Raw genomic sequence first — 17,727 nt, forward strand, 5'->3', positions numbered from 1 at the left:
ATATGCTGAAGGCAACCAATCAAAAGCAAGAACAAAAACCGTAGCGATTAAGGAATTGGCAAATTTTTCTGCACAAGACATCAAAAGTCTTCGTTTGCAGATGAATTTAACTCAAAAGTCATTTGCTGCCCTCATCGGGGTGTCTGTCAAAACGAGCGAATCGTGCGAACACGGCACCAACCAACCTAGCGGTGCAGCCCGACGATTGCTAGAAATTCAAGTCGTCTTTGTCTAACCCAACTCTCATTGATTCAATTCATTTAGTAGAAAAAGGCTGACAAGTGGTAGTGCACCCCAAAAGTTAGAGTTAATAATCTAACTTTTGGGGTGTTTTTTCTCTGGTAAAGTACAATGAAGAATTTAAAGTGATGATTGTGAATGAGTATTTGAATGGGTGGTTAAGTTATGATCGATTAGCCGAAAAATACGGAATTCCAAGCAGCTCGCCAATCAAACAGTGGGTTCATGCGTGGAAAGTTTTTGTGAAAAATGGCATGCGGAAGAAACAGAATAATGAAAAGTATTCTGTTCAATTCAAGCTGGATGTCTTACACTTTATGAAACAGACAGGCGCTTCTTACCAAGATACGGCGATTCAGTTCAAAATGAACAACCCTTCCCTGATTGCGGCTTGGAACCACCGATTCCTGAAAGCAGGGGTTGCCGGCTTGGAAGAGCGAGGAAAAGACGACCATCCATGTCCAAGAAACCAAAAAACAAAGCTGAAGAACAAGGGAAACTTCCGTCCCGTGAAGAACAGCTTGAACGCGAGAATGAGTTACTTCGCTTAGAAGTGGCGTACCTAAAAAAGTTGAAAGCTTTCCAGGAAAATCCGAATGCCTACCTCGAAAAGCACAAACAAAAATGGCATTCGAACTCCAAGAAGAAGGATTCCGATTGAAGGATGTGCTGAAGATCATCGATCTTCCGGAAGCGACGTATCATTATCACCGTTCTCGTTCCGATTCAGCTGACCCCGACCGCGAATGGAAGGCACGGATCTTGGCGTTGTTCGAGAAACACGAGGGCCGTTATGGCTATCGCCGAATCCATGCGGCACTTAAGGTGCAAGGATACGTCATCAACCACAAGAAAATCCAGCGCCTCATGGGCGAATTGAACTTGAAATGCGTGAAATTCATCCGGAAATCCCGTTACAGATCGTATAAAGGAAAAGTCGGGATGAGTATGGCAAAACGGCCGACCCTCGACTTCGTGATGGAGTCACTGCATCAAGCCCTGCCGATCATTGAGGAGCAGGCGGTCTATCGCACAACTATTCATTCCGATCAGGGCTGGCATTACCAGCACCCCGCCTGGGTGAAGGCATTGAAGAAGCAACGGATCTTCCAGAGCATGTCCCGGAAAGGGACCTGTGCAGACAATGCGGCCATGGAGAATTTCTTCGGCCTCCTGAAGCAGGAGATGTATTACGGAGAAGCATTGGTGTCGTACGAGGAATTAAAACAGCGGATCGAACAATACATAACCTACTACAATAACGAACGCATCAAACAAAAATTGGCCGGCATGAGCCCGGTGCAATACCGGACACATGCCAGCCAATTAGCTGCATAAATAAAACTCTAACTTTAAGGGGTCACTACCCCTTCCCTAAAACCTGTCAGCCTTTTTCTTTATATTGTATGGGCTATGGAATGAACTATCTCTTATTTATAAGATTTCAGTACCCTTCTTTCTCAAATCCCTTGCCCCATCGAGAACGAATCCACCTATAAACCGAGTGGTTTTACATTTGTGCCAAACTAATAGATAGCAGACGTATAAACGCAAAAGAAAAGTGAGACTAATAGAATCAACAATTTGAATGTATCATTTTTTCTACTAAAATCAGTTTGCTCATTTTTCTCATAAGTCAATGGAATCAAGGTTTTGAATGGAACTTAATTAAATTTATATTACATTCAAATTGCTAGAATTTAATGAAATCTGAGTACCGGATATTGAATCTATTGATTAGCATTTCTTCTAATTCAGCCAAATATTGATCCACTGCTTGCAGTAAAACATCGGTAGTTATCGTATCGTCATGTTTAAATTCTTGCCAAATCGAAAAGAGGTGCCACTGATTTTCGCTTTTTTTAATAAATGCTAAGATAGGCCCTTCTCTTTCATCATGTTCCATTGTGAAGTGATAAAAGCTGTTTATTGCATCTGAATCTTTCATTCGCCACTCTTTCAAATAGACTCCTAATTCAAGTAACGCAAGGGACGACTCTCTAAGGAAGCAAAAATGTTCAATTGTAATGTTCAATTCTCCCTCTACATCAATTAATAGTTTCCCACTTCTTTGGTGAAGTAATGCTTTCTCCAGTTTTAATAATGGATCTAGTTCAAAATCAATGGCTAGATTCACCATACAAGCCCTCCTCAGATGTCATTTTTGAATGTAACTTAATTGGCATTAAGTTACATTCGCACGAAAGAAAGCTATCTGGATTTCAGATGGTTTTTCATTAAACACGAACCTTTGGTTGATTCAATCTTCTTGCCGCCTATGCCAGATATCTTTGAAGTACTCGGACAATAACCCTTTTCCTTGGAACCTGTCTTCCAGAACAACTTGCAATTGTTGAAATTCATTCCTCAGTTCAACTTCATTATAGGTAAAGGAACCTATGTAAGAATACCGATATACGGGGTCGTCTGGATTTAGTTCATGAGCACGTTTCAACATCGATTTACCTTTTTCTTCTCGCTCTTCATCATCACCAAAGTAATACGGAAACAGAGAAATCATCCATCCGAAAATCCAGAGGAAATCTTCACGATCCTCGAAATTAGCTAATCCAAAATTCGTAACTTGAATTAATATGGTCGTTAACTCATCCAAGTCTACATTTTTGACCCCTAGAGGGACTTCTTCGACTAAGAGATACCAACAAAAGAAAACAAGGCGAATATTCACTTTTAAGTCCTGGGGGTTTCCCTGCCAGTTCTTTATTAAAAGCGATCTAGCTTCATTCCACTTTTCCTGACTTTCTAATGCATCCACTTCTGTCCATTGCCAATCTATCATAGTGCTTCACCACCCATCTTGAGTACTTGATATGAATGTAACGTAATTGGAGTTATGTTACATTCAACTCCACTTTTTATGGTTCTGAAATTCCGTGGCCGAGCAAGAGCAAGTAGATAAAAGTCGACAGTAGTACAAAGAATGCACCATTAGCTAGCACACTAAAGATAATAATAGGTATCTTTTTTGTTCTAATTCCTAATAACATAGCGATCAAGAAACCAACATCAATTAATAAATATAAGCTCATGCTAATCCAGAAATTCGCATTAGGAAATTCCCGAAAAATCATTAAAACCGCTAATGCAACAATAGGTAAAATCATGGTTAAAATAATTGGCTTTGCTTCGTTCTGACCTTCTTGAACTTGAGTTCTCACACTTTCACCTCCGGTTCCTTTCCTTTTGTAGAAACCACTTTGAATGTAACTTAATTAGACTTATGTTACATTCAAAACCTGTAAAATTTCATTTCAAAAAAGAAACCTTTACTGGAGAAAAATGGTATATACTATTAATTAAATTATTAAAAAGGGTCTAGTGAAAGGGACGATGACATGTTTAAATCAAATCTCACAAATCAGCTGATTAAGATTATCCTGATTTGGATTATTTACTTTGTAACATTTACTAATGGGTTTTTTTCCTATCCTCAAGATAGAATCTTTATTATTTTAGCTACAGTATTTTATATTATATTAACGATTTTTTACCTTTGGAGAATAAAAAATCCAAGCAAAAAAGTGCGGGCTGAACAAAGTGGAGTTTGAAAATAATACAGAATAGCGATAAAGGCCAGGCAAAAGATTCCCCTTTTTCCTGGCCTTTTCGAATGTAACTTAATTGCTAATAAGTTACATTCAGAATCTCGGTCGGTTACAACATTTTCTCTCTGTCAGGTTCTTTCAAAAAAGCATCTTCACCTTCATCAAAGCCTTCAGGCCTCCAATGATCTTCCGGCAATTCACTCTCCACGAACAATTCTCGGAGCTTTCTAATAGCTTCATTCCAAGACGAAAATACTTCAAAAACGTATGGTGGTTCTTCCTCATCATCATTCCAGACAGCCCATTTTTCATTAGGAAGCTGAGTAGCATGGTACCAGGTATCGCCTTCCATTTCATAGATGCCAAAAGTATTTTCCGAAGCAATATTCCAATCCGGATAACCCAAATCCTTCGCAAATTGATCGTATTTTTTAAAGAACAATTTATGCAAAAACTTTTTTAAATGTCCCATATCTTCATTTCCTACTTCCCCTATTTCCCTCGTACTTGAATGTAACTTAATTCACAATAAGTTACATTCAGAACTCAAAAGAAAAAAGTGATCTCACCACAAGAATTACATGATACTTGATTATTTCCCTTCCCAAGCCAACCTATTCGAATACGTTTCGTAGTCATAGGAACTGCCATAATCAAAAGACTCACCCGTCTTTTTACTGTAAGCTTCACTTGCCACATCCAAAAGTTCCTCTGCGTCCCATTCCATATTAATTACTGATGCATTTTTCACTGTTTGATTAAAGCAGTCTTTGCCTTTAGCAATGACTGCACACCTGGCATAAAGAAAAGCGTCGACTGATAGATAAGTTTCAGGTTTATCCGTGATGCCTGCGTGTGCAGGTGTGTCCAATAAAAAGAGTTTATGACTAAGTGTCTCTTCAAAAGCAACAATCGTTTCTTCCGTGTCTTTTTTCAAACGACTGATCAACGGGTTCATGGGATTTCTTTTCTTCCAATCAATCAAGTCAATCAAGTTCCAAAACACCTCATCTTCCAACTCCACAACAACTGCTTCCGAATAAGCTTGTTCAAATGATTGTATCTTCTCTTGAAATACTCCTGCTTCCCGTTCCTTTTCCCACATAATATGAGAGGGTAAATAGTTTTTCCAAATGCCAGCGTAAGTATTACTTTCTTTAATCTCACTTTTTTCCTTTAAATCTATACTTCCTATCAAGTGAAAGTCTGCGTCTGGCTTGCCGTCAAGCCAATATATTGCCGGCTTTCTTTTCTCTGAATAGATATCCTTCCGGTAATGAAATTGAGTTAATCGCGTGTCTTCAAGTGTAGGAGGAATCAGCTCATAATATGCACTGGCGTAGACTAAATAAGATTTCTCAATCTTATGAAGCACAACAAGTGCAGTCCAATATTCATTAGGGAGTTTTGCTTCATACACTTCTCCTGGTATAGGAATTGGTTTCTTTTTACTCATGTTTTTCGCTCCTTCATTAACAAAACCAGTGGAATACTTCCTGACATTTTCTCTTTATTCTTTTTTTATTCGGAAAATCAATGTGAATGTAACTTAACTGCACATAAGTTACATTCGAAACCCTGTATCTCCAATAAAAAATCGCAACTAAAATTTCGCATTCCTCTTTACTTTTTCAAAAAGCCTGGCTCTTCAATGATGAACAGATGAATTAATCTTCCCTATGGCATAATTCTTCTGCAATCTTCTTGATCCGGCCAATGGTGATGCCGTTTCTTTGCTCAATGGCCATTGGATGGTCCGTCGGTTCCAATTCAATGAAGGGACGTATTCCGACCGGACGCGTGTGGACCATCGTTTTCAATTCCAGCGTTTTGGGATAACACGGAATGGAGGTGGACAGCCAGCCGAACATGGGATCCAGTTTGCACTCCCGTCCTTCCGTTTCCCAATAGTCCGTGGTCAGTTCAAAATTCGGTTCACTCAAGGAAACCCAGATATCCCAGATGAAAGGCCCTTCGCCATCGGTTACGGGAATTTCAATCGCTCCCCGGATGAAGAAGTGTTCGTCATCCACAATGCATAAATCGTCATTCATCTCAATCCGGCTTTCCCAATCTTCCTCTGGAATATCCTCACAGTAGTCGGGCATTGGGCTGCCGTAACTCATCGGAAGCTCCTCATGGTATTGTCCACAAGTCTTGCAGAAATACCCTTGTTCAATTTCACTCATCGTTTACTGCTCCTTTTCAACTGGTTCTTTCACAAAAATTCAATCGGTTAGATTTTATGAAAACACTAGATTTTCTCTTTATCTCAAATATACTAAGCCAAACTAAAGATAGCTAGCTAATTTTGGAAATAGTAACCGTTCGTAAAAGTACACTTATCAAAACAAAAGGAAGGAAAGAAGCCCAATCTATCACTTCTTCCCTTCCTATAAACTGATTATTTTAGATCTAGATTCTTTTAAATTCAAGTAGCTAAAATGAGCTTTTGAATGTATCTTTTTTCTAATGAAATCAGTTCTGTATGGTTTTCTGGTGAAATCAATGGGATCAATAATTTGAATGTAACTTAATTACTAATAAGTTACATTCACATCCTCGTCTATGCCACAAAACTTTATCTTGGATTTTGCCGGGACTTTTTTCAATTCATCCAGATCACTTTGCAGCTGCTGGACAAGAGCCCGTAGTTGTTCTCCACGTTCCTGGCTCTTTTTCAGTTCGTTTTCATGTCCGTAAGCACTTCAGTATGGTCTCCGGGATTCGCTGGCTGCTGTTCCATAAGTCTCTGATTTTTGATTCTGACCCATGAACAACTCGACAATCTGATTAAGGAATTGCAGCGCAACCACCAAATCAGTATCCATCCGTTTCACTTCTCCATCGAACCTTTTCAGCAACTTGTCTTCTCTTATCTCTTTACAGCTGGTTAATTATGTTAAAATTTAGTGGATGATGAGTTACACAAATTTTATAAATAATAGTTTATGTAGATATGTAATCAGATGTTATGAGTTTATTGAAGATCGGAAAATTACTCAAAGCGGAGGGATGAAATGCCTAATATCAAAATAAAAAATGTGGAGTTGCATTATGAAGTTGAAGGTTCTGGAGAAGCACTCCTATTCACACATGGTGCCTCATGGGATCATCGACAATGGAAACCCCAAGTTGAAGAACTGTCTAAACACTATAAGACCATTACATGGGATGTACGGGGGCACGGTAAGTCTTCATTGCCAAAAGGAAAAGTGGACTCCGAAGATTTCACAAAAGACTTAATTGGTTTACTTGACCACTTAGGGGTAAAACAAGCGCATCTTTGTGGATTATCCATGGGTGGCCATATTTGTCTTCAAACTGCGATTCGGCATCCAGGACGGGTGAAATCACTTGTGTTAATCGGCACACCGTACACGAATTCATACAATTGGGTTGAAAAAGTATTCGTTCCTATAAATAGATGGTCAAGCATGTTTATACCTATGCATGTCATGGCAAGTATTCAGGCAAGAACGCTTTCTAAATTTAACAGCAACAATAAGCAGTATATTAAAGAAACAGTTAGTTCGATTCCTTTAAGCCACTGGATACGTATATGGAATTCTGTTTCCAAAATGGAGAGTGGGAATGAGTTGAATAAAATAACTTGCCCTACTTTAATTCTACAGGGAGATCACGACAGTATGACTGAAAGGCAGCAACAAGAAATGGCTGCCCGAATTCCTCAGTCCAAAATGGTTTATATAAAGAATGCACATCACGCCACAAACATGGACAACCCTAAACACGTAAACCATGAGATTCAGGAACACTTATCAGCCATAGAAAAGCAAGAATCATAAATGAGAAATGTTGAAGCTACAGACATTTAGATTATAAAGGTGCTTTTGATAACTCACACTACACTTGACTTAGAGCATTTTTTGACGAATTCAATAAACTTACTTTCTTCTTCTGAAAACAAATTATGATGGTTTTCTTCAAAAACAGCAACTCTGGCTGTGGGAATTAATTCGGCAATCTCCTCCCCGAACCTTAAGGGGGCACTGTGCATCGATTTTCTTGAGAAGTCAATGTAATAGGGATTTTGAATGTAATTTAATTCACAATAAGTTACATTCAGATTGCTAGAACTTAATAAAATCTTAGTAATGAATATTGAATCTATTAATTAGCATTTCTTCTAATTCAGTCAAATATTAATCCACTACTTTCAATGAAACATCGGTATTTTTAGTATCTTCATGTTTAAGTTTTTGCCAAATCGAAAAGAGGTGCCATTTATTTTCGCTTTTTTTATAAATACTTAGATAGGCCCTTCTCTTTCATCATATTCCATTGTGAAGTGATAAAAGCTGTTTATTGCATCTGAATCCCCTATTCGCCAATCCTTCAAATAGATTCCTAATTCAAGTAGCACAAGGGACCACTCTATAAAGAAGCGAGAATATTCAATTGTAATGTTCAATTTTCTCTATCTCAATTAATAGTTCCTACTTCTTTGGTGAATTAATATTTTCTCCAGTTTTAATAGTGGGTCTAGTTCAAAATCAATAGCTAGATTCATCATCTAAACAACAAAGAAGCTTTTCGCACAGCGAAAAGCTCCTGATTTTGGCATTACATTTCTAGCGTTCTTTGCGGCTTGCGCACGAGGCACATGATTCCGGCAATCAAGTAGAATAGGCCGGCAATGATGCCGATGCCTGTTGTGATGATTGAGACGATTACTGCAACCGCGATGAAGATGATTCCGGCAATGACCGGCTTTTTATTGCCTTTCAGTAAAACCATTGCGACGATTCCGAGAACAATGGCAGCAATGCCCGAAGCAACCAGTACCCAGCCGCCTGCGCCCAGCAAGTCAATCATCCCCTCGAATTCTTCCATCGTCAGGTCCGTCGTCGGATCCCCTGTTCCGCTTGTCATTTCACTTTCAATCAAATCCCGGTTATTCTGCATCCAAATCATAAATCCGCCAAGTGCTGCCATGAAGGCATAGCCTAATGCTCCGATAATTCCCAATACGATTTCTGCTGTACGTTTCATTTAAAATTCCTCCAAATTTTTATTTAAAGTCATCACTTAGTTGCCTGCTACATCCCGTTTCGTGAAAGCTGTCCATGCTGCGGCTATGAAAATGATGAAATAGACCAGCAGCACGATGATTGAGAACGTCATCGACATGCCCGGAATCATCGGTTCCATGCCATTTGTGTATTGCTCCAAATTTGTATTGGCGAACAGGATGTATTTTGACCATTCGTATTGCGACAGGAAAGCAACAATCGCATTGCCGGCCATCATCAGGAAGATCGCCAGGCCGATCGCCATACCGCTGCTTCTGAAGATCGCAGAAATCATAAAGGCGAAAGTCGCCATCATTACTAAAGTGACGATACTATAGCCATAAGATTTCGCGATTTCACCCAACACATCATTTTGTACATACCCTGGCATCATATCCTGTACAACCATCGGGTTTAAGCCATTCAGCCCAAACAACAATGCCCCGGTGAGCCAAGATGCTACCAACAAGAACACGAGTAAAGTGAAAGCAAAAAGGAGGATAGATACATATTTGGACAATAGAATTTTTGTCCGCGAGATCGGCCGGATCAGCAGTAATTTGATCGTTCCCCATTTGAATTCATTTGAAATGATCCCCGCTGCCACGATAATAGTGAACAGGCTGATAACCGATGTCAGAAAACTGTTTTCAAGCACATATTCCCAGCCGTCATAAGGCTGAGGCTTAATGTCATTTTCTACATGGTAATTATTTTCTGCGATCACCAGTTCATTAGTAAATCCAATAAATTCATCATCTTCCATTTCAGCCGTCAGCTGTTCATTTTCAGCCTGCAGTTCTGATTTCCAGTCATCCCCGTATTCCTTGAAATCCGACTCGGTTCCGAAAAATTTGGTGATGAGTCCACCTCCAATGGCAATTACCAAAAGGACGGCAAACATAACCCATGTCGCTTTTCTTGCATATAATTTGATCTGTTCATTCCAGATCAGGTTCAGTAAATTACTCAATGACATTCTCTCCAATCAGGTCAAAGAATTTATCTTCCAGCGTTGCCTGCAGGACGCGTACACCGTAAATACTGATGCCTTGCTCCATCAGGTTCTTCAGGATATTCGGAATTTCTTCACGTTTGACCGACATGGAAAGTTCTTTGCTGCTGACTCTGACTTTATTGTCCAGATGGCTGTCGAGAAAGACTTGAGCCGTTTCCATCGGCTCCACTTCAATATAAACTTCTTTCAGATCGTCTTCGTTTACAGCGCTTTTGACTTCTTCAATGGCAATCAATTCGCCATTTTTAATGACGCCGATCCGGTCGCACATCAATTCGATTTCCGTCAGTAAGTGGCTGGAAACGATAACTGCGACATTTTCTTTTTCAGCAAGAGTGCGTATGTATTTCCGAATTTCTCGGATTCCGGAAGGATCAAGCCCGTTTGTCGGTTCATCCAGTATCAGAATCGATGGTCCGTGCAGGAGAGCCTGCGCAATTCCGAGACGTTGCCGCATACCGAGAGAATAGCGGCCCGCTTTTTCATGGATCGCCTTGTCCAGTCCAACAAGAGATACCACTTCCTTGATACGTTCATCTGTAACGCCTTCCACCATCCGCGCATATTGCTTCAGGTTTTTCCAGCCGCTGAGGAAAGGGTACATTTCCGGATTTTCAACGATAGCTCCGACATGCTGGATAGCCCCTTTGAAATCTGTTTTAATGCTTTTTCCTTCGATCAGTACATCGCCTTCTGTGATGTCGATCAATCCCACCATCATTCGAATAGTGGTTGTCTTTCCTGCTCCGTTCGGCCCTAAAAACCCGAACACTTCACCCGCTCTGATTTCAAAATCCAGTCCTTTGATAATCGGCTTATTGCCAATTGTCTTTTTTAAATTCACCAACTGCATGGCCGGCTTTGACATGATGTGCACCTCCGTATTTACTTGCTACTCCTTTTTTACGAATGAACAGGAAGGAAGTTCTCAAAAATGATAATTCCCTTAAAAACTTAGAGCTTTTGCTGATTTAAAAGTGCGTAAAATATCTTGTGTAAATAAATAAACAAAAAAGTAAAGTTTATTCTCTAAAATAAAACAATCAAAGTTAAGTAAGCATCACCAGTTACTTTAGGAGATAAAAGAGAAAAACCTTCTTACGTAGTTTCCCTTTCGATAAGCTACTAATATGCAAACTAGATTATTTTTATAAAATTAGTTTTCTTATTGGAGAACTGATTCTGCTCAATATACATATTAGTAGATCAAAACTAAATAAATTAAATTTTCATGGGCTGCGTTTCGATAAGTGATAGTACAACCTAATGTGTAGACGAACATAGTTGTACCAATTCATATAATCAAACAGGTCAACCACCAGTTGATTGAGCATGTCAAAGCACGTGCCGTTAATGAGTTCCATCTTCAAAATCTTGAACGTGGCTTCCATGACTGCATTGTCATAAGAGTTTCCTTTTTGGCTCAGCAATTCTTCAATTTGATATGTTTTGATAGAGCATTGATACCTGTGTTGTTAAATTTAGACTAACGGTCCGTATGGAACAGTTTCACGGTTCCCAAGTCGTCTTTTACTGATAAAGATTGGCGTCTTTAGGCTAGTCCGGACTGAACCCCACAATTTCACGATTGTACAAATCCAGCAGGAAAAAAATAGAGATCCAGCGACAGCCGCCCTTCATATACGTCAGATTTCTGACTAATGCTTTTTTTGCTGCCAGATTGAATTAGCGGTTCAGTACATTCCTGTACGTAGCTTCATTGCGAGGCGTTAACACTAATTTGTAGCGTATTTCGATTGATTGCTGATACTGAATAAAAAATAACAAGATTTATCTTCCAAAAGTCGATTTAGTTTACTGGTGGATATGGAGTTATCACTCAGAAACAATAATAAACTGGACCAGCTGATTAAAACTGTGGCTCTCTCTGGTACAACCCAGCGTGCGTAGAAGACATTGAAAACCACCCAGATCGTAAGGATAAAACACAGATACCTCGGCTAGCTTCGGGGGATTAGATTCAGCATCAACATAACTTGATTATTAAAGGTACTTCTGGAAACGGGAAATCTTATCTAGCCTGTGCCTTCGGTATAGCTGCTTGTCCTCAGTTCTATCAGGTGAAATTCATTTGTTTTCCGGATCTCTTGGATGAAGTAGATGTCGCACCACGGAAGGAACCTACCAGAAAATGATGAATGCCTATAAGAAAGTGAACCTGCTCCTCATTGATGAGTAGCTTTTGACCTTTTTTGTAACCGTTATAGTTTAATCGTAAGTCGTTGATTATGCAAAAAGAGAAAGCCACCGGCAAGATATTTCACAAATGATGGCTCAAAACTTCAAACAGGTGGCTATTTCTTTCTGCGATATTCCAAAGAACTTCCAAAAGACTGTTATATCCAAAAGAAAAATTAGAAACTATACAAGTTGAATATATGAATCCGGTTGTATAGCCTTACACAAAGACGCTGGATAATCTGGTCGTACCGATGGTTGATATCCTGAATAAACCCTCTTACTTTTAACGTGATCTGTCGGACATTAAGAAAAAAAGACGTTATTTATCACGGACTCTATCAATCATTTTCATAACCCTTCAATGAGATTGAGTTGGTGGCTGTAAGGAGGTAGGAAAACGAGTTCAAGCTGATCGGCATTCTCTGCCAAAAAGAGGCGCAGGTGCTTGGCATGGTGTATTCTCCAGGATCGTCACAATCTTTCCAGCAGGGTAATATGCCAGCACTATTGTCGAAAATTCTGGGAAGACGACGGCATCACCGGTTTCATAATTCAGAGTACTAAGCAACTTGATACCTTTGTGCTGGTCGAATGTCGGGACGATCCGCTGTTTGCCCTTTAAGAACCATGTGCATTGAATGGCCTGGTAATCACGAATCATGGATTCATCTCCAAATAAGATGTGGTCAATATCCTCATTCATCAGTTTTTTTAGCTCAGGGCAGGTCTTTTCGACGAATACGCTGTTTTTCCGAGTCCGCTTTTTCCAGGGTGTAGGTGTGTCCGTGGTATAGCTCAATCTCAAGTAATGGAGGACCATGGACATCCCGCGCAGCGAATAGTAGACATCCCATTTGTTCTGAACGAATTCGATAATCATTGCAATCGTCCTGTTGTATTGGGCTATAAAGCCGACATCTGCAGGGACTCGAGTAGAAACGGTTTCGACCAGAATCGCTTTTTAATCTGGTGACAATTTCGGTGACTTGCCAATAGAATAGAGTGGATGAGGGCAATGCCAGCCAATGTACTTTCTTTATAAGTAGAAATTTAGAGGTCCACCGTTTCAGCATTCCGATTGAGACTCTTGGCAATCTGGTATCGTTTATAATCACTTAAAAAAAGATAAACAGCTTGGTACCGTTCATACATGCAGAGGTCTTTAGCTTGGTCCATCGCTTCTTTAAGTTCTTCTAGTTGATTTTACATGTGCATGATGTCTCAACCTTCCGCTTCCGGCGTGTTTTTCTCTAACATAACTGCGTTGGAAGTTTCAGAATATCTAGTTTAACTTATATAGTGTTCGTTATTGGACGCTTACATTTATATTTGAACTAAAGAAGTGGTTAGATTGTGTTTTAATACCAGGTTCAGACAGTCATCAAAATTTTTGGGACCTACTCATATTTTAAAGCCTCTATTGGCTGTAATTTCGCAGCTTTCTTAGCGGGAAGAAACCCAAAAACAACACCAATTAGCATCGAAAATATAAGTGTCATAATTAAGATTGGAATAGAGAGAAGAGACGACCAGCCGGTAACCATTGAAATTAATACTATAATAGTTATTCCTACTAGAATTCCGATGACTCCTCCAATAAATGTTAATATAATAGCTTCTATCAGAAATTGCATTAAAATCTGTCTCTGTGTTGCGCCTAAAGACTTTCGTAAGCCAATTTCTCTTGTTCTTTCTGTAACAGATACTAGCATAATATTCATGACCCCAACTCCACCCACCAATAAGGAAATACTGGCTATCCCACTTATAATAATTGTCATTATTCTTGTTACTTGCTCGATACCAGCAGAAATCTCGGCCATATTGATTACTTGGTAAGAATCGGTTGTTCGTTTACGAGTATTTAGTAACTGTACTGATTTTTCTCCAGCAATTCTAAGATCTTCTGGATCTTTTGCTTCCACTGTCACTTGCCCGAAATTAGGATTAGAGTAAATGTTTCCCCAAGTCTTATGAGGGATGAAGACTTCTTGCAGTCCCATTGAAAATAAACCTGATTTTGGTTTTGTAACTCCTATAATTTCAACAGGTTGAAAAGCTATTTGAACTTTTTCACCAATAGCTGACGCTTTTCCGAATAACTCTTCAGCTAAAGAAGTCGAAATTACGGCAACCCTTCTACTACCAAAAAAATCCTTATTATGTAAATTTAATCCTTCTTGAATTTCGATTTTATTGACTTTTAGATAGTCCTCTGTTATGCCAATTATGCTTGCATCTACTTCTTTATTGAAATGCTTTATGGTACTATACTCCACACTAGAAGCCACAACATTCTCTACTTCATTTATCTGCTTAATTAAATTAACGTCTTCATTGTTAAACGCAGTTTGATTCAATATATTTATGTTATTTTGGATTTCCTCTTCGCTTGGAATATGAATAATATTTATTGTATTTTCCTCGCCTGCAATCTGAGCTTTCAGCATTTCTTCCCCGCCTCGCCCTATAGCTACAATAATGATAACAGCTGCGACTCCAATAATAATTCCGAGCATCGTTAATACAGAACGAATCTTGTGAACAAAAAGAGACTCTACAGCAATTTTAATATTTTCAATTAACCTCATGTTTTTTCTCTCCATCAACAATTTTTCCATCGATAATATTAATTGTTTTTTGAGTATATAATGAGATTTTAGGATCATGAGTTACAAGAACAATCGTTGTACCTTCTTCATTTAGTTTTGTCAGCAACTCCAATATGCTCGCACCATTTTTTGAATCCAATGATCCTGTTGGCTCATCTGCTAAGAGAATAAGAGGTTTATTCACTATTGCTCTTGCAATAGCGACACGTTGTTTTTGTCCTCCTGACAGTAAATTGGGCAAAAAATTTACTTTATCAATTAACCCTACTCTATCAAGTGCATTTCTTGCTCTCATGACTCTTTCTTTTTTGGGGGTTCCTGAATAAATCATAGGTAATTCAACATTTTTTAAGGCAGTTAATCTTGGCAGTAAATGAAATTGTTGAAAAACAAAACCTATAGATTCGTTTCGAAATCTTGCAAGTTGAGAATCATTTAAACTAGTTATAGACTGTTTATTTATTAGATATTCTCCAGAAGTAGCGCTATCAAGACATCCTATAATATTCATCATACTAGTTTTTCCAGATCCAGATGGGCCCATAATTGAGATAAATTCACCTTGACTAATTGTCAGGTTGAGATCATATAAAATATTTTCATACCTAGCCCCAACTTTGTAAGATTTACAGATATTTTGTAGTTCAATCATGGCTACCCACTTCCATTCCATCGTAAAGGGCCGTTTGGGCCTCTAAAACAACCTGATCTTTTTCTGATAACCCTGCAATTATTTCTACCGATTCATCTTCCATCATACCTATCTCTACTTCACGCTTTTCCAAAATACCATCTTTTAACAAGTATACATATATCAATTCCTCTTCTTGAGTTATGCTAGAGTAGGGAACTGTTAATACTTCTTTTTTCTCTGTAATAATTTCCATAGTCATTTGAAATCCTGGCTTTAATTTAGAAAAATCACCTTCTGTTATATTTACTTCTAGTTTGTAATTTGGAATTCTTTGATCAGCACTAAGCGTTGCTTCGGGAATAAAACTCTCGTATTCAACTTCTCCTATCCATTCCTCTTCAATTAAGGAATCAGAGCGAATTGTAACCGGAAAAGCATCAGAGACTTGGAGTGATTCATATTCTGTAAGCACACCACTCAGTTTGTAGTCATCAATTGATGCAATTTCTAAAATTGGTAACGGATTATTCGTGTCTGAATTTGGTTGATTGATTGCTACCACAGTCCCTTTCTGAGGACTGAATACTACTAACTTTTTCATTTGTTCTTCTAGTTCCTTTTCTTTTAGAAATAATTCTCTTAAATCGAAATTTGCTAGTCTTTTATCTAACTGAACCTGTTCTATTTCTCCAAGATATATTTTACTTCCAGAACTATTCCCACTTTCTATTAATCTGTTTTCTGTTTTTTCTAGTGAATTGATTGTTAAATAGCTTTTTTCTATTTGGATGGATACGCTTTCTAATTCTCTTTCGATTTGATCTGAAGAATATTTTATAAGAGGTGTATCTAATGTGATTATATCCCCCTGTTGAACTAGGACCTCAAAATCCCCAAGCTCATGATTTAAATAGATTTGGTCATAGTGGTTAAATTCAACTTCACCTAGAATAATTACATTTGAAGAAAGCTCTTGAAAGGTTGGTTGTTTAATTACTCCTTCGAACGAAGATTGAGTGCCAAATTTCCCTACATTAAATATTATTAAAAGAATAATAATGAAAATAAGGGCTGAATAGATGTATATCTTCTTTTCCTTCAATAAACTCCCTCCAAATCTAAACTCTTAAGTCCCTAATTAATTTAGTTCAAGATAAACCGAATTATTTTGCATTAATTTTGATAACTCTTATTAAAATTAATGCAATTAAGATTATAATAAATGCTGAAACTCCAAAAAATGTTCCTGCTAACGTATTGCCTCTTGATAAGTCTAAGAATGCCATTACGCTTAATAATAAACCTATGATTAAAAGTACCCATGTCGTATAGTTTTTCATTTTTAATACCTCCAGTATTTTTTATGTCAAAAATGTGATTAATAAAAAACCAGGTATATAGGTTATAAGTAAATACCCTAACCCTACAATAAACCAATCACTGATTTTGCTCGATAATACTTTCGTTGCGAATAAGAAAAAGCAGATTAAAAACGGTTTTAGAATATAGTTTACTGGTGTGGAAACAAGTGACTTTCTATAAATATCAAGTGAAGTAGCGTCAGACAAAAATTCGGTCGTATAGAAAATGTTAATTGACATAGCAATGATAGCGGTAATTAAAACGGGATTTACAAATTTTGACAACTTAAATGTTTTTTTGAGAAAAATACGAACAATAAAAAATAAGAGAAATACTTCGAACAAAATAGTTAACAATAAAATAAATGCTTGAAACAAGAATGCAATAAGAACAATTCCTCTTCTATTTTCATCTAAAAAAAGAATTTCTTTTGGCCAAAACTTTATTATGAAATCAATACTGCTATTGGTAGAAAGAAATAAAAGACCTAATAGAGTAAATAGTAAAACCACTTTTACTGCCTTGCTTTTAATCATAGCTTCCACTCCTATATAATCATAAGTTTTGGAGTAATATATGTTTCAATAAGAGCCGCAAAGATTGTAAATAATATGACTACTGAAAATAAAATCGAGACACTGTAAAAATTTTTTTTCATCCATAATTTTTTTCTAATGCTTCTCACAATTAATAACGGAAGATAAATACCTATTGATGTCGATAGAATCATTGCTGGAATTTCAAATACGCCATGATAAATAAACGTACTTAAAATATCAAATAAGGAATGACTACTACTAAGTGAAAATACAATTATTCCCATTGTGAAGAAGTTTATAAATAAATAAAACACCCCAAATAGACCAAATGTAAATATGCCGAATACTATTGCGAGCATACATGCTTGTAAATTATGGATGAATAGGTCCAAGAAAATCGGATCTGTTTTTTCGGTAGTGCTGTCAATTGGCAAATTTGGATCGACAATAATTCCTAACCCAAAAAAAATTATAGAAAGAATTGTGCAATATAGAATAATAGCTTTCAATTTAATCAT

At 37.8% G+C, this 17,727-nt stretch carries 21 protein-coding genes and 3 pseudogenes; 5 read left to right on the top strand and 19 right to left on the bottom strand.

All coding sequences use genetic code 11. From position 1 onward, the window contains the following. Window positions 1-365: 365 nt before the first annotated feature. From AC4EG4_RS16840 to AC4EG4_RS16850, 3 genes and pseudogenes are all read left to right on the top strand, one after another. Window positions 366-791, top strand: coding sequence for a hypothetical protein (locus tag AC4EG4_RS16840; protein ID WP_490988473.1), 426 nt, complete (start codon window positions 366-368; stop codon window positions 789-791). Between the two features lie 73 nt (window positions 792-864). Next, window positions 865-1,122: pseudogene (locus AC4EG4_RS16845) on the top strand (IS3 family transposase); the annotation flags it as partial. Window positions 1,123-1,275: 153 nt separating this feature from the next. Further along, window positions 1,276-1,578, top strand: a pseudogene (locus tag AC4EG4_RS16850) (transposase); the annotation flags it as partial. A 355-nt stretch (window positions 1,579-1,933) separates the two neighbouring features. Here AC4EG4_RS16850 and AC4EG4_RS16855 read toward each other — a convergent pair. The 7 genes from AC4EG4_RS16855 to AC4EG4_RS16885 all read right to left on the bottom strand — a co-directional run bounded on the left by AC4EG4_RS16855 (window position 1,934) and on the right by AC4EG4_RS16885 (window position 6,670). Next, a complete protein-coding gene (locus AC4EG4_RS16855; RefSeq protein ID WP_490988474.1) occupies window positions 1,934-2,380 on the bottom strand; it encodes a DUF7878 domain-containing protein in 447 nt (148 codons plus the stop codon). 120 nt (window positions 2,381-2,500) lie between these two features. Next, complete coding sequence (locus AC4EG4_RS16860) at window positions 2,501-3,040, bottom strand: hypothetical protein (protein ID WP_490988475.1); 540 nt, start codon at window positions 3,038-3,040, stop codon at window positions 2,501-2,503. Between the two features lie 76 nt (window positions 3,041-3,116). Beyond that, complete coding sequence (locus AC4EG4_RS16865) at window positions 3,117-3,419, bottom strand: hypothetical protein (protein WP_490980142.1); 303 nt, start codon at window positions 3,417-3,419, stop codon at window positions 3,117-3,119. Between the two features lie 496 nt (window positions 3,420-3,915). After that, window positions 3,916-4,278 (bottom strand): hypothetical protein, encoded by a 363-nt coding sequence (locus tag AC4EG4_RS16870; protein WP_490980141.1) that lies wholly within the window; start codon window positions 4,276-4,278, stop codon window positions 3,916-3,918. Between the two features lie 120 nt (window positions 4,279-4,398). Continuing rightward, window positions 4,399-5,262 carry a DUF4240 domain-containing protein gene (locus AC4EG4_RS16875; RefSeq protein WP_490988476.1) on the bottom strand — a complete coding sequence of 288 codons (864 nt, stop codon included), beginning with the start codon at window positions 5,260-5,262 and terminating at the stop codon, window positions 4,399-4,401. 211 nt (window positions 5,263-5,473) lie between these two features. After that, a complete protein-coding gene (locus AC4EG4_RS16880; protein WP_490988477.1) occupies window positions 5,474-5,995 on the bottom strand; it encodes a DUF2199 domain-containing protein in 522 nt (173 codons plus the stop codon). A 519-nt stretch (window positions 5,996-6,514) separates the two neighbouring features. Next, a complete protein-coding gene (locus AC4EG4_RS16885; RefSeq protein WP_490988478.1) occupies window positions 6,515-6,670 on the bottom strand; it encodes a hypothetical protein in 156 nt (51 codons plus the stop codon). Window positions 6,671-6,826: 156 nt separating this feature from the next. On the opposite strand from AC4EG4_RS16885, the gene AC4EG4_RS16890 reads away from it, so the two are divergent. Beyond that, a complete protein-coding gene (locus tag AC4EG4_RS16890; protein WP_490988479.1) occupies window positions 6,827-7,615 on the top strand; it encodes an alpha/beta fold hydrolase in 789 nt (262 codons plus the stop codon). A 464-nt stretch (window positions 7,616-8,079) separates the two neighbouring features. Here the strand turns inward: AC4EG4_RS16890 and AC4EG4_RS16895 are convergent, their stop codons facing one another. The 5 genes from AC4EG4_RS16895 to AC4EG4_RS16915 form a co-directional block, all read right to left on the bottom strand. Then, window positions 8,080-8,241, bottom strand: coding sequence for a DUF7878 domain-containing protein (locus tag AC4EG4_RS16895; protein ID WP_490988480.1), 162 nt, complete (start codon window positions 8,239-8,241; stop codon window positions 8,080-8,082). Between the two features lie 152 nt (window positions 8,242-8,393). Further along, complete coding sequence (locus AC4EG4_RS16900; RefSeq protein WP_490988481.1) at window positions 8,394-8,822, bottom strand: DUF4064 domain-containing protein; 429 nt, start codon at window positions 8,820-8,822, stop codon at window positions 8,394-8,396. A gap of 36 nt (window positions 8,823-8,858) precedes the next feature. Then, window positions 8,859-9,815 (bottom strand): ABC transporter permease, encoded by a 957-nt coding sequence (locus AC4EG4_RS16905; protein ID WP_490988482.1) that lies wholly within the window; start codon window positions 9,813-9,815, stop codon window positions 8,859-8,861. Beyond that, window positions 9,808-10,728 (bottom strand): ABC transporter ATP-binding protein, encoded by a 921-nt coding sequence (locus tag AC4EG4_RS16910; RefSeq protein WP_490988483.1) that lies wholly within the window; start codon window positions 10,726-10,728, stop codon window positions 9,808-9,810. The genes AC4EG4_RS16905 and AC4EG4_RS16910 overlap by 8 nt, the downstream gene beginning before the upstream one ends. Window positions 10,729-11,089: 361 nt before the next feature. Then, a complete protein-coding gene (locus AC4EG4_RS16915) occupies window positions 11,090-11,290 on the bottom strand; it encodes an IS3 family transposase (protein WP_490988484.1) in 201 nt (66 codons plus the stop codon). Window positions 11,291-11,857: 567 nt separating this feature from the next. On the opposite strand from AC4EG4_RS16915, the gene AC4EG4_RS16920 reads away from it, so the two are divergent. Further along, window positions 11,858-12,016, top strand: a complete 159-nt coding sequence (locus AC4EG4_RS16920; protein WP_490988485.1) for an ATP-binding protein — start codon at window positions 11,858-11,860, stop codon at window positions 12,014-12,016. 219 nt (window positions 12,017-12,235) lie between these two features. Here the strand turns inward: AC4EG4_RS16920 and AC4EG4_RS16925 are convergent. From AC4EG4_RS16925 to AC4EG4_RS16955, 7 genes and pseudogenes are all read right to left on the bottom strand, one after another. Further along, window positions 12,236-13,238 (bottom strand): annotated as a pseudogene (locus AC4EG4_RS16925) (IS630 family transposase). 221 nt (window positions 13,239-13,459) lie between these two features. After that, window positions 13,460-14,653 (bottom strand): ABC transporter permease, encoded by a 1,194-nt coding sequence (locus AC4EG4_RS16930; protein WP_490988486.1) that lies wholly within the window; start codon window positions 14,651-14,653, stop codon window positions 13,460-13,462. Continuing rightward, complete coding sequence (locus tag AC4EG4_RS16935) at window positions 14,640-15,326, bottom strand: ABC transporter ATP-binding protein (RefSeq protein WP_490988487.1); 687 nt, start codon at window positions 15,324-15,326, stop codon at window positions 14,640-14,642. Before AC4EG4_RS16935 ends, AC4EG4_RS16930 begins: the two co-directional genes overlap by 14 nt. Then, window positions 15,319-16,410, bottom strand: a complete 1,092-nt coding sequence (locus tag AC4EG4_RS16940) for an efflux RND transporter periplasmic adaptor subunit (protein ID WP_490988488.1) — start codon at window positions 16,408-16,410, stop codon at window positions 15,319-15,321. The genes AC4EG4_RS16935 and AC4EG4_RS16940 overlap by 8 nt, the downstream gene beginning before the upstream one ends. 61 nt (window positions 16,411-16,471) lie before the next feature. Next, the gene (locus AC4EG4_RS16945; RefSeq protein ID WP_490988489.1) at window positions 16,472-16,648 is read right to left on the bottom strand and encodes a hypothetical protein; all 177 of its coding nucleotides are present in this window, start codon (window positions 16,646-16,648) and stop codon (window positions 16,472-16,474) included. 21 nt (window positions 16,649-16,669) lie between these two features. After that, window positions 16,670-17,206 carry a hypothetical protein gene (locus tag AC4EG4_RS16950; protein ID WP_490988490.1) on the bottom strand — a complete coding sequence of 179 codons (537 nt, stop codon included), beginning with the start codon at window positions 17,204-17,206 and terminating at the stop codon, window positions 16,670-16,672. An 11-nt stretch (window positions 17,207-17,217) separates the two neighbouring features. Further along, window positions 17,218-17,727: a stage II sporulation protein M gene (locus AC4EG4_RS16955; protein ID WP_490988491.1), complete on the bottom strand. Its 510-nt coding sequence runs from the start codon at window positions 17,725-17,727 to the stop codon at window positions 17,218-17,220.

It is taken from the genome of Planococcus sp. TJ-201 (genome assembly GCF_058268495.1).

Coding starts and splice junctions, on each gene's coding strand:
- AC4EG4_RS16930 (WP_490988486.1), bottom strand. CDS start 14,653: ATGAGGTTAATTGAAAATATTAAAATTGCTGTAGAGTCTCTTTTTGTT.
- AC4EG4_RS16870 (WP_490980141.1), bottom strand. CDS start 4,278: ATGGGACATTTAAAAAAGTTTTTGCATAAATTGTTCTTTAAAAAATAC.
- AC4EG4_RS16890 (WP_490988479.1), top strand. CDS start 6,827: ATGCCTAATATCAAAATAAAAAATGTGGAGTTGCATTATGAAGTTGAA.
- AC4EG4_RS16900 (WP_490988481.1), bottom strand. CDS start 8,822: ATGAAACGTACAGCAGAAATCGTATTGGGAATTATCGGAGCATTAGGC.
- AC4EG4_RS16935 (WP_490988487.1), bottom strand. CDS start 15,326: ATGATTGAACTACAAAATATCTGTAAATCTTACAAAGTTGGGGCTAGG.
- AC4EG4_RS16880 (WP_490988477.1), bottom strand. CDS start 5,995: ATGAGTGAAATTGAACAAGGGTATTTCTGCAAGACTTGTGGACAATAC.
- AC4EG4_RS16855 (WP_490988474.1), bottom strand. CDS start 2,380: ATGGTGAATCTAGCCATTGATTTTGAACTAGATCCATTATTAAAACTG.
- AC4EG4_RS16910 (WP_490988483.1), bottom strand. CDS start 10,728: ATGTCAAAGCCGGCCATGCAGTTGGTGAATTTAAAAAAGACAATTGGC.
- AC4EG4_RS16875 (WP_490988476.1), bottom strand. CDS start 5,262: ATGAGTAAAAAGAAACCAATTCCTATACCAGGAGAAGTGTATGAAGCA.
- AC4EG4_RS16955 (WP_490988491.1), bottom strand. CDS start 17,727: ATGATTAAATTGAAAGCTATTATTCTATATTGCACAATTCTTTCTATA.
- AC4EG4_RS16945 (WP_490988489.1), bottom strand. CDS start 16,648: ATGAAAAACTATACGACATGGGTACTTTTAATCATAGGTTTATTATTA.
- AC4EG4_RS16950 (WP_490988490.1), bottom strand. CDS start 17,206: ATGATTAAAAGCAAGGCAGTAAAAGTGGTTTTACTATTTACTCTATTA.
- AC4EG4_RS16860 (WP_490988475.1), bottom strand. CDS start 3,040: ATGATAGATTGGCAATGGACAGAAGTGGATGCATTAGAAAGTCAGGAA.